Origin of the sequence: Streptomyces sp. NPDC056480, assembly GCF_042795405.1 — a bacterium.
In the GTDB taxonomy this organism is placed as follows: Bacteria; Actinomycetota; Actinomycetes; order Streptomycetales; family Streptomycetaceae; genus Streptomyces.
The window spans coordinates 19,804-32,125 of sequence record NZ_JBHTSA010000004.1 but is presented as its reverse complement, the minus strand read 5'-3'; the positions used below and the strand labels follow the sequence as shown (position 1 = coordinate 32,125).

The window sequence follows — 12,322 nt, the reverse complement described above, 5'->3', positions numbered from 1 at the left end:
TCAGGAACCTTGGGGCGCTCGATCGACGTCGCCGTTCCAGGAGGCCAGATTCGGATTCTCAATCCCTTCGACGGCGCCATCCCCCCGAAGCTTGCCTACAACTTTTCTCTCGAGGGCCTCGCACCGCACGATGCGATGAAGGCCCTGCGGCTGCGGCGGCGCCTCCTTGAAGGAGGGGACTTCCAGGTCACCGTGGATGGCAGCACCGCGGGGGCAGGGCGGCTCTCACCTGCCGCTTCTGACGACGTCATGCGGCGGCTGGAGCAGCTGTATTTGTTCGCTGAGGACCTCGACGCTGTCCAGCGTCACTGTGAGCAGTATTTCCCTGTGCCCTTCGAGCTTCCGGCTGTGGACCGGATCGCCCTGCGGATGGCCCGCCTGCTGGTCGATGGCCGATGCGTCGCGTCACCCTTCTCGCGCACGCTCACCCTCACGGTCACTGGAGCGGAGGATCCAGCCATGCGGCAACTGCTCAGCGGAATCCCCCAGTCCGTACGCCTGACAACTCCCGACTGCGCCGTCGAGATCGCGGGACGATCACTCGACCTCGGGACTGCTTGCATTTTCCACACACGCGTGGTGGCGCAGGACGGACTCTCAGCACTCGCAGCTCTGGACGCAGGTTCGGTCGAGAAAGAGATCATCCTGAGGCCGGCAGACGACGAACAGTTCCGCATGTTCCTGACGGACACACCCGATGACGGCCTGCCGCTGACACCAGCCCCCTTCGGTCTGGACGGGTACCCCGAGCCACGCTGAGACTAAGGGTGACCGCCTTTCCGGGGACCGGAGGGTTGTAGAGGACCGCACTCAGCTTGTCGGTGAAGGGCGTTTCTCCGGAGAGGAGTTCGTAGAGGATGTAGCCCATCGCTACAAATCGGTCTGGGGGACGATGAGCCCGGACTGCACGACTTGCTCGGGGGCAGGTATCCGACGGTGCCGAGGACCTGGCGGTGGCGACTCAGCCGCTGACAGGCCCGGGCGGCAAGTGCAATGCCCTCAAGGCCCTATCGCCCGGCACCAAGATCGTGGTCGGCGACCTCGCGGCCCCAAAGACACTCACCGAGAACAGTTGGCGGCATCGACGCGATGATCTCCGTCCACCGTGCCGACAACGACTCCCGCCCCGGGTCTTCGAGCGCTTGGCTACGGGCGTCGCCAACGTCCTGGGCGCGCTCGGACAGCGCCTCCCCGCAGTGCTTTCTGCCCATCGGTAGTTCGCCCATCAGCGAGCCTCCGCAGAAGCCAGTCCTGGAAGGGCCCGAGCACACTAAGCGAGAAGCGTGAAGCCCGACCGCGTTCGCGAGCCAGGACCTCCAACTCCAAACTCCCGCAGGAAGGATCGCCGCGGCGAGCCCATCGTGGACGCCACGTCATCATGCCGCGCGGGATGAGGAACACGCTGCAGGAGATCGGTGTAGTGCACACTGGTCCCCAAGCCTCGTCCCCAAGGGCCCGTCAAGGCACAGAGGCAAACAGCGTCTACTCGGCGCTCTACGCAGAGCGAAAGGAAGGTCTCGGCCGGGATGCAACGGCGTGCAGCTCCCTTGCGACGGCCCGTATGCCGTAGGTCATGAGCTGGCCAGATATACCTGAAATGGGACCGCTCTGACCAGCAGAATCCCAAGATCGACATCCGCAAGACTGAGGCGTTCCCGCAGGGCATGACCGTTGAGATCAGCGGCGACGACTCCCTGACGTTCACCTACACCGGCAACTAGGGCGCTCTTCTCCGATCATCGGGTCGTAAGTCTGGTGTGTCGTTGACTGATGCCCAGTGGGCGAGGATCGAGCCACTACTGCCAGCCCGGGACGCCGAAGCGGGGCGGCCGGTGGCGGGACCACCGTGCGGTGATCGACGCGATCGCGTTCAAATACCGCACCGGGACCTCCTGGACGGATCTGCCCGAGCAGTTCGGCTCATGGAAGGGCGTCCACAATCGGCTGCGGAACTGGGCGATCGACGGAACGTGGGACAAGGTCTTCACCGCCCTGGTCGCCCAGGCCGACGCCGAAGGCGGCCTCGACTGGGTTGTCGCTGTCGACTCCACAGTCGTCCGCGCCCACCAGCATGCCGGAACATCATGCCCTCGGACGCTCCCGGGGTGGCTTGACCACGAAGATCCACCTTGCCTCCGGCGGCCGCTGCCGACCGCTTGCCTTCGTCCTCACGCCAGGCCAGGCCGGTGACGCACCTGCGTTTCCACAGGTGATGGACCGCATCCGGGTGCCTCGCCCGCTCGGCAGGCCGCGAACCACACCCGACGTGGTCCTCGCGGACAAGGCGTACTCATCCCGCGCGATCCGCACCCGCCGGCGCCGACGCGGAATCCGTGCCGTGATCCCGCAGCCCGCCGACCAGATCGCCAACCGCAAGAAGCGCGGACGGTCGGGCGGCAGACCACCGGCCTTCGACCGCGAGGCATACAAGCAGCGCAACACTGTCGAACGCTGCATCAACAAGGTCAAGCAGTGACGCGGCCTTGCCACCCGCTACGACAAGACCGCCACCATCTACCTCGCCGCCCTCCACATCGCAGGCATCTTCATCTGGTCCGCGAGATGATCCGAAAGACACGCCCTAGGGCTGGCAGAAGGAATCGCCCCGCCTCCGCCGAGCCCCGCAAGGGTGTCCTGGTCACCACCGGCGTGGGAGTTGCCCCCCCGGCTCCGGCCTGAGTCTCCAGCTGGCCCACCGGGCGTTCGTCGTCGATGTCTGCCGGACGCCAAGCTCGGCGTTCTCGGGTTGCTTGGGGCACCCTGGAGAAATGAGCACTGCCCCGATAGTCGTCCACCCACCTTCGCCGACCGGAGGTCGGCGAGTCACTGCCCGACAGGCGGCATCCTCGGCCTAGGCCGTTTCTCTCGGATCATCGCGCTGACCAGATGAGGATGGCCGCGACGTGGAGTCCGGCTAGGTCGACGGTGGCGGTCTTCTCGTAGCGGGTGGCAATCCCTCGCCACTATTTGAGGCGGTTGATGCACCGCTCGACGGTGTTGCGCTGCTTGTATGCCTTGCGGTCGAAGGTGGGCGGCCGGCCGCCGTGGCTGCCCCGACGGAGCCGGTGGCCCTGCTGGTCAGCTGGGACCGGGATGACCGCCCGAATCCCCCGTCGTCTCAGGTGTTCGCGGATGGCCCGGGAGGAGTACGCCTTGTCGGCCAGAACCATGTCCGGCCGAGTCCGGGGGCGTCCGACACGGCGAGGGATGCGCAGTCGTGTCATCACGTCAGTGAAGGCAGGCGCGTCGCCGGCCTGTCCTGCCGTAAGTACGAAAGCCAGCGGCCGGCAGTTGCCGTCGGCGGCGAGGTGGATCTTCGTAGTCAGTCCGCCTCGGGAGCGGCCGATGGCGTGGTCCGCGGGCTCGTCGGCCGGAGCCCCCTTTACGGGCTCCGGCCGCATGCTGATGTGCCCGAACGACTGTGGAGTCGACAGACACCACCCAGCTCAGGTCCTCATCGGAGTCCGCCTGGGCCAGCAGGGTCGTGAACACTCGCTCCCAGGTCCTGTCGATCGCCCAGTTCCGCAGACGGCTGTAGGCACCCTTCCACGAGCCGAACTCCGCAGGCAGATCCATCCACGGAGATCCAGTCCGGTACTTCCAGGCGATCGCGTCGATCACCTGCCGGTGATCACGCCATCTTCCCCCTCGGCGAGGAGTCCGGTCCGGCAACAGGGGCTCGATCCTGGCCCACTGGGCGTCGGTCAACACGCTCAATACAACGAGGGGTCGCCTCCGCCGCAACGCGTCAGAACCCGGCCATGGACTTGTCGAGCACTCCGCCCAGCGCACCGTAGACGCTGCAGCGAACCGAGTGCTTCGCCCTGCGGCGCAGCCCGAACCCCACGATGAACGACAACGTGAAGAGCCCGCCCAGGACCGTCGCTACGAGCGGGTTGTAGACGAAATACACGAAGCACGCGACTCCAGCCCAGACCAGGATCGGCAGGAGCGAGCCGCGCAGCACTGTCCCGAATCCGATCCGTTCTGGCCCGGACGGCAGCACACGTTCATGCCACACCTCGATGTGGTTCCGGGTCACACAGTGCTCGGGTCGCATGAAGCCATCACAGCACCGACAGCTCAGGTCTCGTGCAGTGATCCGTAAGAAACTGCCTAGCTCACAACGACCGGGACGTTCTGGAGTTCCTCCGCCGCGCCGGCCTTGAGGACGCCGAGACGCTGCTCGATGATCAGCGCTGGGTGGAGTGGCGCGGAGGGAGAGCCCATGACTACGAAGCCGCCTGAGACTGCGGCCGCCTTGCTTGGGTCATTGCCGAGGCGGGCTGTGTGGTGGCCCCAATGCCCGTCTACTCGATCGACGGTCTGGACGTGTGCACAGCCACACCAAGGCGCTACACCACGTGATTGATGCGACGGCGGAGCACCGAAAGGTCACGGAGTCCGCTGGGGGCCACGCGGCGGCAGACGCCAGGCAGATGGTCGGCCTCGTGGCTGCGCTAGTGAAGACCGTCGCGGATGCCCACAGCACCGCAGTGAGGTCCGCAGCTGCGATTGTCACGAGAGACCCCTGATGCGCCGCAGTCCCTGTCGTGGGCAGGGCAACCAAAGCATACGCCTGCTGCGGCATAGCAGGTCTACAGCTCAGAGACGGTGTACTCCGAAACTCGCAACAGACTGGCGGCAACGCGTAGGCACGAGACAAGTCAGCTGCCCTCCAGGGAGCGGTGTGCGGATCTGAAACCGCAACTGCGACAGAGGGGGAGCGAGTCAGCGCGCCTCTCATGTGCGTGCCGGCGGGCCGCTCTCAAGAAGGTCGAGCAGCCTTAGGAGAGCGAAACCTGTGGTGCGACCACGGTGAAAGACGCTCCGTTGGGGTCAGCGAGGTCCACCCACCGGCTCGCCTTGGACATGTGTACAGGAGCTGCCGCTCCGCCTCCCAGCCTGCTGGTCGCCTCGATGGCCGCTTCGAGGTCGCGCACGCGGAAGTGGACACGCCAGCGCGGGCGGATCCCCGGGTCCCGCGCCTCGTCGATCACTCCGCCACTAATGCGGGCGACGGTGTCACGGCCGCGGCGCAGGACGACGTGATCGTGCTCGTAGGACGCCACACAGCCGTCGGCACCTTCCCCGGCCCAACCGAGGACCTCCCCGTAGAAGATCGAGGCTGACAGGGCGTCGCGGGTGTGCAGCTCCAGCCAGGCTGGTGCGCTGCCGTGTCCCACCGACCAGTCCGGGACCACGGCCCCCTCCCAGAATCCGAAGACGGCTCCGGCGGGATCTGCGGCCAGTCCGGCCCGGCCCGTACCGAAGGCGAGGGGTCCCACGGCCATGGTCGCGCCGCGTTCGCGGATCCTTGCAGCTGTGACGACGGCGAAGTACGGTGTCCAGGCCACCGGCATGTCGAGGCGCTCGGCAAGTGCGCCGATTCCCGCGACGGGCATGCCCTCGTGGAGTGCTACCGAGAAGCCGCCCCCGAGGCGGCTCGACCGGAACTCCCAGCCGAGGACACCGGCGTAGAAGTGCTGCGCAGCAGCCAGGTCCCGGGCCATCAGACTGACCCAGCACGGGGCGCCCGCGATCTCATGGCTCGACGTCGACACAACCGTCACCTTCGAACTCACTGATACAGGACGAAACGCCTCCACCCTAAATCCGACATGCGCAAAGGTCCGCACGTGACATCACCGATCACAGCCAGCACGCTTTTGGGCGTTGCACAGCTGGGCTTTCCCGGACAGCTCGTCGATGTGGATCTCACCGTGGCGTTCCCTGACTGACTCCGAACGGACTATCGAACTGGGTGGCCCAGCTGGGCATTCACCGGACCCTGGGGCGGCCTACGTCTGATCATGTACTCCGACCACGCGTGCACATGATGCAGGAGGGCGGGCAGGTCGACGGTCTCCGCGTCGCGCCCCTGCGTGAACGGTTGTCGCCTTCGGTTCCAAGGCGACAACCACGCCGTCGCGCAGACGCACGGGCCAGGCATGTCCGCAGTTGACGAGCTGGGTGCTGGCTTCTGTCCACATTCTCTGCGGCAGCAGGCGGAGTTCATGCGGCCGGGTTCGAGCGGATGGTGAACAGAGGTCATGTGTCGGTGATGTCCAGGAGGCGTCGGGCCTGCGCGGGTATGCCGTACAGCTCCAGTGCTCCGCCCTCCGCGGAGACGTCGCTTCACAAGGAGAGAAGGGTGTAGGGGGCACTAAAGTCCATGAAGGTCACAGACGACAGATCGAGGATCAGCGTCCTGCTGTACGACAGCTGCGGGGGCGCCTCGTCTGTTCCTCCCCTCCAGCGCGGCGAGAGTGCAGAAGAGCGAGCCGACCGCTTGTGGGCAGACCTACTGCAAGGGCTACGCTTGGCTCAGGCCCGGCCAGCACCGTCTTGACCCTGCTCCTATTGCTGCGCGTGGCGTTCGACGACGCGCTCGCCAGCTGGCTGACCGCTGGCATCAGGGCATGGCTGATCGGCCTATGGTTCGTGCTTCCCACTTGGGCCGCACATCACCACACCCGGCGGACATAGCCCTTACCACCCGATGAAGTCGATGTCGCCAGAAGCCTGTCTCCATGATCATGACGTCAAGGCTTGTCCGGATGATGGGGCAGCCCCTTCGGCTGCGGGGCCGCTTCTCTCTCGAGGCCGGGGGCCTCAGCTTCTCCGCAGGGAACCAAGGCCCCGGGCCTCACGTCGGGCTCTCCTGCTTCCGACACCGACGTGCCCTCAGATTTCCGACTGAGGTCGGACCGGCACTACGCGCCGTCCGACCCCCCCTACGGCCCCGTGAAGCTGGCCGCCGAAGCCCGGCGGCGAGGTTGCCTTCGGGCAGCCTGACACCTCAGGGCGAGCCGGATGTCCGTGAACTCACGGTAACCGAGCGCTACGTCACAGCAGTGGCCCCGCCTTCAACGGCTTCCTTGGTCACGGTATGACGCGCATGCGGGCAGGCGGCCGCTCTGGAACGCCGGAACCGCCATGTCGTGTGTGGCGACCTCGTGGACGGTCAGGGCCAGGGGTTGAAGAGGACCTTCACAGCGCCGTCCTGCTTCTTCTGGAACATCTCATACGCCTGCGGGGCCTCGCTCAATGGCACGTGGTGGGTCGCGAAGCCCTCGACGCCAAGAGGGTCGCCGTCGATGATCAGGGGCAGCAGATCTTCCACCCATCGGTGCACGTTGGCCTGGCCCATCCGCAGCGTGATCTGCTTGTCGAACAGCTTCATCATCGGAAGCGGGTCTGCCATGCCCCCGTACACGCCGGACAGTGAGATCGTGCCGCCGCGCCGGACGAGTTCGATGGCCAGGTAGAGGGCTGACAGCGGGTCCACGCCTATGCGCTCGATCATGCGGGTTGCCAGAGCGTCAGGGAGCATGGTGGCCAACTGTTGTGCGCCCTTGGCCAGCGGTGCGCCGTGCGCCTCCATGCCGACAGCATCGATGACGGCGTCCGGGCCGCGTCCGCCGTCGGCATCGCGGACCACCTCAACCAGCTGATCGTCGTCGTAGTCCCCGATGTCGAAGGTACGGACACCACCAGCAGCGGCTCGTCGCAGGCGCTCCTTGACGCGGTCAATGCCGATGACCAGTCCTGCGCCACGATGTGCCGCGATGCGTGTGCACATGTCGCCGATGGGACCCAGGCCGAGCACAGCCACACTGCCGCCCGGAGGGACCGCCGCGTACTCCACGGCCTGCCAGGCGGTCGGCAACACGTCCGACAGATAGACGAACCGGTCGTCCGGCGGCCCGGCGGGGACGGGGATGGGCAGGTAGTTGCCGAACGGCACCCGCAGGTACTGCGCCTGGCCACCCGGGATCTGGCCGTACAGCTTGGTGTACCCGAACAGCGAGGCACCCTTGCCGTACTCGTGCACCTGCGTCGTCTCGCACTGCGAGTGCAGGCCAAGTCCGCACATGTAGCACCCGCCGCACGAGACGTTGAACGGCACCACGACGCGGTCGCCCGGCTTGAGGCGAGTGACGCCGCCACCCACGTACTCGACTACACCTATGGGCTCGTGGCCCAGGATGTCGCCCGCATCGAGATACGCGCCGAGCAGCTCGTACAGGTGCAGGTCGGAGCCACACAGCCCGCTCGTGGTCACCTTTATGATCACATCCGTCGGATCCTGGATCACCGGATCGGGGACGGTGTCCACGCGTACGTCGCGCTTGCCGTGCCAGGTCAGAGCCTTCATCGGAGTCTCCTCACGGGTTGCCCGGCTCGGCCATCCGCCGGCGAGCGGCGTTCCTCCGTGCGGTGGCCGCGGCACCCCAGGAGACATCAACCGCAGCGACCCTGGCTCCCCGGCGTACGGCCTGGAGGGCCAGCGCTCCGGCGCCTGTCCCGATCTCCAGCACATACGCTCCTGGCGTCGAGACCTCCTGAGCGAGTGCTTCGGCCACGAGATGAGTGTCGCCCCGCGGCCGGTAAACGCCCGGCAGTGCGATCAGCCCGGTGGGCAGGGAGCCCGACGTTACAGCCGTACTGGCCATGGTGCACCTCCCTGATGGGCGGGACCCGCTTGCCAGCCTACGACCGTCGTCCGCTTCGCTCCTCTGCCCCCGGTTGCTCATCCGGTTATCGGGCGATCGCTTCACCGACGCATCTGAAGCCGTTTCGCGGCCGAGCCGTATAGCGGCCAGCGACATGCATGAGCGGGCATCGCCTCCGTCTGGATCATTTTCACGTCGAACAGCCCGCACGCAGAAGCATCGCCGCGAACACGATGACTGACGGAACAGCCAGTGGGTAGAGGCTATGTCGGGCGGTTGCGATAAAATACCCGCCGATAACAACGCGAAGGGGCCGTCTCATGCTCCCCGAAACGAAGCTCCCGATCGGTGCGCTCGGCCGTAAACACACGGCCCTGCGGCCGGGTCGGCGGCTGTCGGGGATTGGAGCAGGACTTCCTGCTCGTGGATCGCTGGACGCCAAAGCGTCCGTGCACGTCTCCACCATGATCTGCCTGACGGGCTGCCCTCAGGGGCACGCCTAGCCTGAAATCGAGGCATCCGCGAAGTCGGAGGTCGTCATGATCATTCTCGGGGTCATCCTGCTCGTTATCGGGCTCGTGGCCAGTATCTCCATCCTGTGGACAATCGGGATCATCCTCGTCGTCATTGGTGTCATTCTCTGGATTCTAGGGGCACTCGGTCACGCCATTGGCGGACGCCGTCACTATTGGTAGAAGGCCCGCTCACCCCGCTGAGATTGTGAGCCGACACTCCTGAAGACTCTGCTTAGCACGACCGGATACTTCCGTAGCCGGTGGCTTCGGGAGCGTCGGCTTCGCACCCTTGCAACCCCAAGCTGGTCCACACGACGGCCACTCGGATCGCAGGGGTTGGCGACCTCTCACTCGAAGGCACCCCCCGGACTTCCTAGTGAGGTGGCACCCGGCCATCCACCACGGTTGCACGGCGCTTCCGGTCCTCGGCCTCATTGACCGCTGCATTTGATCGCAAGGTCGTCTATACGCGCCGATCGGCGCCGTCGGATATACCCGAAAGCGGAATTCGGGTCGCTGCGAGCGGGACGGGTCCGGCGCGTGGCCCTAAAAGTCGCCAGGAGCGGGGACCGGCGGCGTTGACCAGCCGCGGCACGCCTGCTTCAGCTTCCATGACGGGGGTAGTCGCGAAGAAGAGCAGGACGAAAGGATCAACATGAGTGCCAAGGAGAAGGCCAAAGCCAGGGCAGAACAGCTCGCCGGCAAAGCCCTGAGGAAGGTCGCTCACGCTAGAGGCGACGAGACCACGGCCGCGAAGGGCGTCGCCCTGGAGTCACGCGGCAAGGCTCGCGAGACCAAGGAGAAAGGCAAGGACGTCTTCAAGCGCTGACGCCCAGGCCAGGCACGCTCATTGCCGTCTCGTCGGCATTAGCATGGGAATCAACGCGAATCGAGCACGGGAAAGAGGGTTCGAGGTTCGGACAAGAGGGAGCGTGGAGCGCCTGCCGGACGACGATGGGCGCACATCGGAGGCTCAGGAAGGTGAGGGACATGGCCGGAGGCAAGAAGGCCAAAAACATGGCGAAGACCGCCAAGGGCAAGGTCAAGGAAACCACGGGCAAGGCGACCGGGAACGAGAGCCTCGAGGCCAAGGGGCGGGCCGAGCAGATCAAGGGTGACGCGAAGCAGACCGTCCAGAAGGCCAAGGACACGCTGAAGCACTGATTCCGCCCGCTTGGAGTTCGGACCCCTCAAGTTGGGTCGGTGCCCCGGGGCGGAGGAGCGGCCTCTCACGCGGCCGCTCCTCTGCCATGCGCATCAGCGCCTACGGCTTCGACGACCAGCGGTCTCGTACTCGTCTTCCGCGTCTTCGTCCTCTTCTTCGTCCTCGTCCTCATCCGCGTCTTCGGCCGCGTACCCTTCTCCGACCTCCCCGCCTTCCTCCTCGTACTCGTTCTCAGGCTCAGCCGCCTCCTCTTCGTCGTACCCGTCCTCGTCATCGAAGCCGTCCTCGTCCTCGTACCCCTCCTCAGGCTCCTGCCCTTCTTCGTAGTCACCGTCCTCCTCTTCGTACTCGCCCTCCTCCCTCTCCGCTTCCTCCTCCTCTAGGGCTTCCTCGTGCGTGCGGACCACTTCGCCGTCGCGGATCTCTCCACGCCACCCTTCCGGCTCGTCATCGGTCAGAGTGACAAACCGGCGGAAGTGCTTCGCATCCAGCCGAAGACGGCGACCCTGGGCCCGCCAGAGGTTGCCCGTCTTCTCGAACAAGCCTGAGGGGTAGTACTCGACGGTGAGGAGGATCCGGGTCAGAGAGGGGCCCAGCTCGTGGAAGCTGACGCAACCTCTTGTCGAGCCTTTGGCCCCCTCGGAGGTCCAGACGATATGGTCGTCGGGAACCTGCTCCTGGACGGTCGCCTTCCAGCTGCGTGTGGACGGACCTACCTTGACCTTCCAGTCACTGGATACCTCGTCGCCCTGTGAGACATGCCGCACACCCTTGGTGAACCCGCTGAAGTCCTCGTACTGGGTCCAGTGGTCGTAGACCCGACGGAGTGGAGCGCCCACGTCGATCGTCTCGACGATGCTGGTCATCTTCTGGGTGCCGCTCTTGCGCTTGCCCTTGCCTGAGCCACCGAACAGGTTCGACGCAGCATCGGTGACCTTGTCCTTCAGACCACCGAACGTGCTGCCCAGCATCGCCTTGGCCGGCGAATCTCCCTTGAGCATCCGGCCGCCGATGTCCGTGAGTTTCCCGCCCCCTTCCGCCACGTCGGTCAGCTGGTCGGTGACGTCGCCGACTTTGTCCGTTGCCTTGTCGGCGAGTTGGCCGACCTGGGCCGAGAGGAAGCCACCCAGTTCGTCGAGCAGTCGCTCCATCCCGGAGCCCGATTCCTTCTCTTGGCTACGGTCTTCCGTTGCCATGACCTACCTCCGCGTCGACGGCTTGCGCGCTGCCGTCTTCTTCGCTGCCGACTTGCGTGCCGGGCTCTTGCTCGCCGTTGTCTTCTTCGCCGCGGACTTCTTCGCGGGTGACTTCTTGGCGGGCGTCGTCTTGCGCGCTGCCGTCTTCTTCGCCGGCCCGGACCTGGAGGACTTCCTCGCGGGAGCAGTCTTCTTGGCGGGAGCAGTCTTCTTGGCGGAAGCAGTCTTCTTGGCGGGAGCCGTCTTCTTGGCGGGAGCGGTCTTCCTCGCGGTGGCGGTCTTCTTCGCCGGCGCCTTGCTCTTGGCCGTCCGCTTCTCCGCCTCCTTCCTCGGTGCTGCCTTCTTGGGCGGCGTCTTTCTTGCCGGAGCATCCGACCTGCCTCGCTGGGACGGCTTGCTCGCTCGGGCCGACGGACGCGTTCGGCGCGGCCGCGGCTTCTCAGGCTCAGGCTCGGGCTCGGGCTCGGGCTCGGGTTCCTCTTCCTCTTCCTCCGGCTCTTCCTCCTCCCATTCCTCCTCGTCTTCCTCTTCAGGCTCCTCGTCCCGGCCCTCCAGTTCCTCGTCCTCGCCCCCCTCCTCGTCTTCTTCCTCGTCCTCGTACCCCTCCTCTTCCTCGTCCTCGTCACGCCCTTCGTCTTCGTCGCCGCTGCTGAGCGCCAGCGTGCGCTCGTGAAGCGAATCGGCGAAGTCGGCAAGCTTGCGGTTGGCCGCCGCACTGAGCGCCTTGCGGCCGGCGTCCAAGGCCTCACCCCGCAACTGATCGGTCAAGTCGGCGAATTGCGGCATGTCCTTGAGCTTGGTCAGCCCCTCTGTCGCGAGTTGCTTGGGATCAAGCCCGAAGCGACGCCCCGCCAGATACGTCGCCACCGTGAATGCGAGACGAGCCTTCTTCGTCCGTCCCAGCACATAGCCCCCGGCCACCGCGGCAGCCAAGGCCATCTTGGTCGTGTCTTCCATGACCTGTCCCTTCACCGGGCGCTCACGGCC

11 protein-coding genes and 3 pseudogenes are annotated in these 12,322 nt (G+C 65.9%); 7 read left to right on the top strand and 7 right to left on the bottom strand.

Features of this window, described 5'->3' with window-relative positions; translation table 11 throughout:
- Window positions 1–9: 9 nt before the first annotated feature.
- The 3 genes and pseudogenes from ACFQ79_RS03425 (at window position 10) to ACFQ79_RS03415 (ending at window position 2,566) form a co-directional block, all read left to right on the top strand.
- Complete coding sequence (locus ACFQ79_RS03425) at window positions 10–759, top strand: hypothetical protein (RefSeq protein WP_383579139.1); 750 nt, start codon at window positions 10–12, stop codon at window positions 757–759.
- A gap of 827 nt (window positions 760–1,586) precedes the next feature.
- Window positions 1,587–1,721: a hypothetical protein gene (locus tag ACFQ79_RS03420; protein ID WP_383579253.1), complete on the top strand. Its 135-nt coding sequence runs from the start codon at window positions 1,587–1,589 to the stop codon at window positions 1,719–1,721.
- Between the two features lie 36 nt (window positions 1,722–1,757).
- Window positions 1,758–2,566, top strand: a pseudogene (locus ACFQ79_RS03415) (IS5 family transposase).
- A 304-nt stretch (window positions 2,567–2,870) separates the two neighbouring features.
- Here ACFQ79_RS03415 and ACFQ79_RS03410 read toward each other — a convergent pair.
- From ACFQ79_RS03410 to ACFQ79_RS03400, 3 genes and pseudogenes are all read right to left on the bottom strand, one after another.
- Window positions 2,871–3,717, bottom strand: a pseudogene (locus ACFQ79_RS03410) (IS5 family transposase).
- Between the two features lie 31 nt (window positions 3,718–3,748).
- On the bottom strand, window positions 3,749–4,060 hold the full coding sequence (locus ACFQ79_RS03405; RefSeq protein ID WP_383579138.1) for a hypothetical protein: 312 nt from the start codon (window positions 4,058–4,060) through the stop codon (window positions 3,749–3,751).
- 727 nt (window positions 4,061–4,787) lie between these two features.
- On the bottom strand, window positions 4,788–5,513 hold the full coding sequence (locus ACFQ79_RS03400; RefSeq protein WP_383579252.1) for a VOC family protein: 726 nt from the start codon (window positions 5,511–5,513) through the stop codon (window positions 4,788–4,790).
- 141 nt (window positions 5,514–5,654) lie between these two features.
- Between ACFQ79_RS03400 and ACFQ79_RS03395 the strand changes: the two are divergent.
- Window positions 5,655–5,741 (top strand): annotated as a pseudogene (locus tag ACFQ79_RS03395) (RidA family protein); the annotation flags it as partial.
- Between the two features lie 1,226 nt (window positions 5,742–6,967).
- Here ACFQ79_RS03395 and ACFQ79_RS03390 read toward each other — a convergent pair.
- Both ACFQ79_RS03390 and ACFQ79_RS03385 read right to left on the bottom strand, forming a co-directional pair.
- Entirely contained in the window at window positions 6,968–8,161 is a 1,194-nt protein-coding gene (locus ACFQ79_RS03390) for an alcohol dehydrogenase catalytic domain-containing protein (protein WP_383579137.1), read from the bottom strand.
- Window positions 8,162–8,171: 10 nt separating this feature from the next.
- Window positions 8,172–8,459, bottom strand: coding sequence for a methyltransferase domain-containing protein (locus tag ACFQ79_RS03385; RefSeq protein WP_383579136.1), 288 nt, complete (start codon window positions 8,457–8,459; stop codon window positions 8,172–8,174).
- A gap of 539 nt (window positions 8,460–8,998) precedes the next feature.
- Between ACFQ79_RS03385 and ACFQ79_RS03380 the strand changes: the two genes are divergently transcribed.
- From ACFQ79_RS03380 to ACFQ79_RS03370, 3 genes are all read left to right on the top strand, one after another.
- The gene (locus ACFQ79_RS03380) at window positions 8,999–9,154 is read left to right on the top strand and encodes a DUF6131 family protein (RefSeq protein ID WP_383579135.1); all 156 of its coding nucleotides are present in this window, start codon (window positions 8,999–9,001) and stop codon (window positions 9,152–9,154) included.
- Window positions 9,155–9,629: 475 nt separating this feature from the next.
- A complete protein-coding gene (locus ACFQ79_RS03375) occupies window positions 9,630–9,803 on the top strand; it encodes a hypothetical protein (RefSeq protein ID WP_383579134.1) in 174 nt (57 codons plus the stop codon).
- A 161-nt stretch (window positions 9,804–9,964) separates the two neighbouring features.
- Window positions 9,965–10,138, top strand: coding sequence for a CsbD family protein (locus tag ACFQ79_RS03370; RefSeq protein ID WP_383579133.1), 174 nt, complete (start codon window positions 9,965–9,967; stop codon window positions 10,136–10,138).
- Window positions 10,139–10,231: 93 nt separating this feature from the next.
- Here ACFQ79_RS03370 and ACFQ79_RS03365 read toward each other — a convergent pair whose 3' ends face one another.
- Entirely contained in the window at window positions 10,232–11,335 is a 1,104-nt protein-coding gene (locus tag ACFQ79_RS03365) for an SRPBCC family protein (RefSeq protein ID WP_383579132.1), read from the bottom strand.
- Window positions 11,336–11,338: 3 nt separating this feature from the next.
- Window positions 11,339–12,292 carry a histone protein gene (locus ACFQ79_RS03360; RefSeq protein ID WP_383579131.1) on the bottom strand — a complete coding sequence of 318 codons (954 nt, stop codon included), beginning with the start codon at window positions 12,290–12,292 and terminating at the stop codon, window positions 11,339–11,341.
- Between the last annotated feature and the right edge of the window lie 30 nt (window positions 12,293–12,322).

What these genes read in the sequence shown, in the direction of transcription:
- ACFQ79_RS03370 (WP_383579133.1), top strand. Translation starts at nt 9,965, where the DNA reads ATGGCCGGAGGCAAGAAGGCCAAAAACATGGCGAAGACCGCCAAGGGC.
- ACFQ79_RS03405 (WP_383579138.1), bottom strand. Translation starts at nt 4,060, where the DNA reads ATGCGACCCGAGCACTGTGTGACCCGGAACCACATCGAGGTGTGGCAT.
- ACFQ79_RS03400 (WP_383579252.1), bottom strand. Translation starts at nt 5,513, where the DNA reads ATGGCCCGGGACCTGGCTGCTGCGCAGCACTTCTACGCCGGTGTCCTC.
- ACFQ79_RS03380 (WP_383579135.1), top strand. Translation starts at nt 8,999, where the DNA reads ATGATCATTCTCGGGGTCATCCTGCTCGTTATCGGGCTCGTGGCCAGT.
- ACFQ79_RS03385 (WP_383579136.1), bottom strand. Translation starts at nt 8,459, where the DNA reads ATGGCCAGTACGGCTGTAACGTCGGGCTCCCTGCCCACCGGGCTGATC.
- ACFQ79_RS03375 (WP_383579134.1), top strand. Translation starts at nt 9,630, where the DNA reads ATGAGTGCCAAGGAGAAGGCCAAAGCCAGGGCAGAACAGCTCGCCGGC.
- ACFQ79_RS03360 (WP_383579131.1), bottom strand. Translation starts at nt 12,292, where the DNA reads ATGGAAGACACGACCAAGATGGCCTTGGCTGCCGCGGTGGCCGGGGGC.
- ACFQ79_RS03390 (WP_383579137.1), bottom strand. Translation starts at nt 8,161, where the DNA reads ATGAAGGCTCTGACCTGGCACGGCAAGCGCGACGTACGCGTGGACACC.
- ACFQ79_RS03365 (WP_383579132.1), bottom strand. Translation starts at nt 11,335, where the DNA reads ATGGCAACGGAAGACCGTAGCCAAGAGAAGGAATCGGGCTCCGGGATG.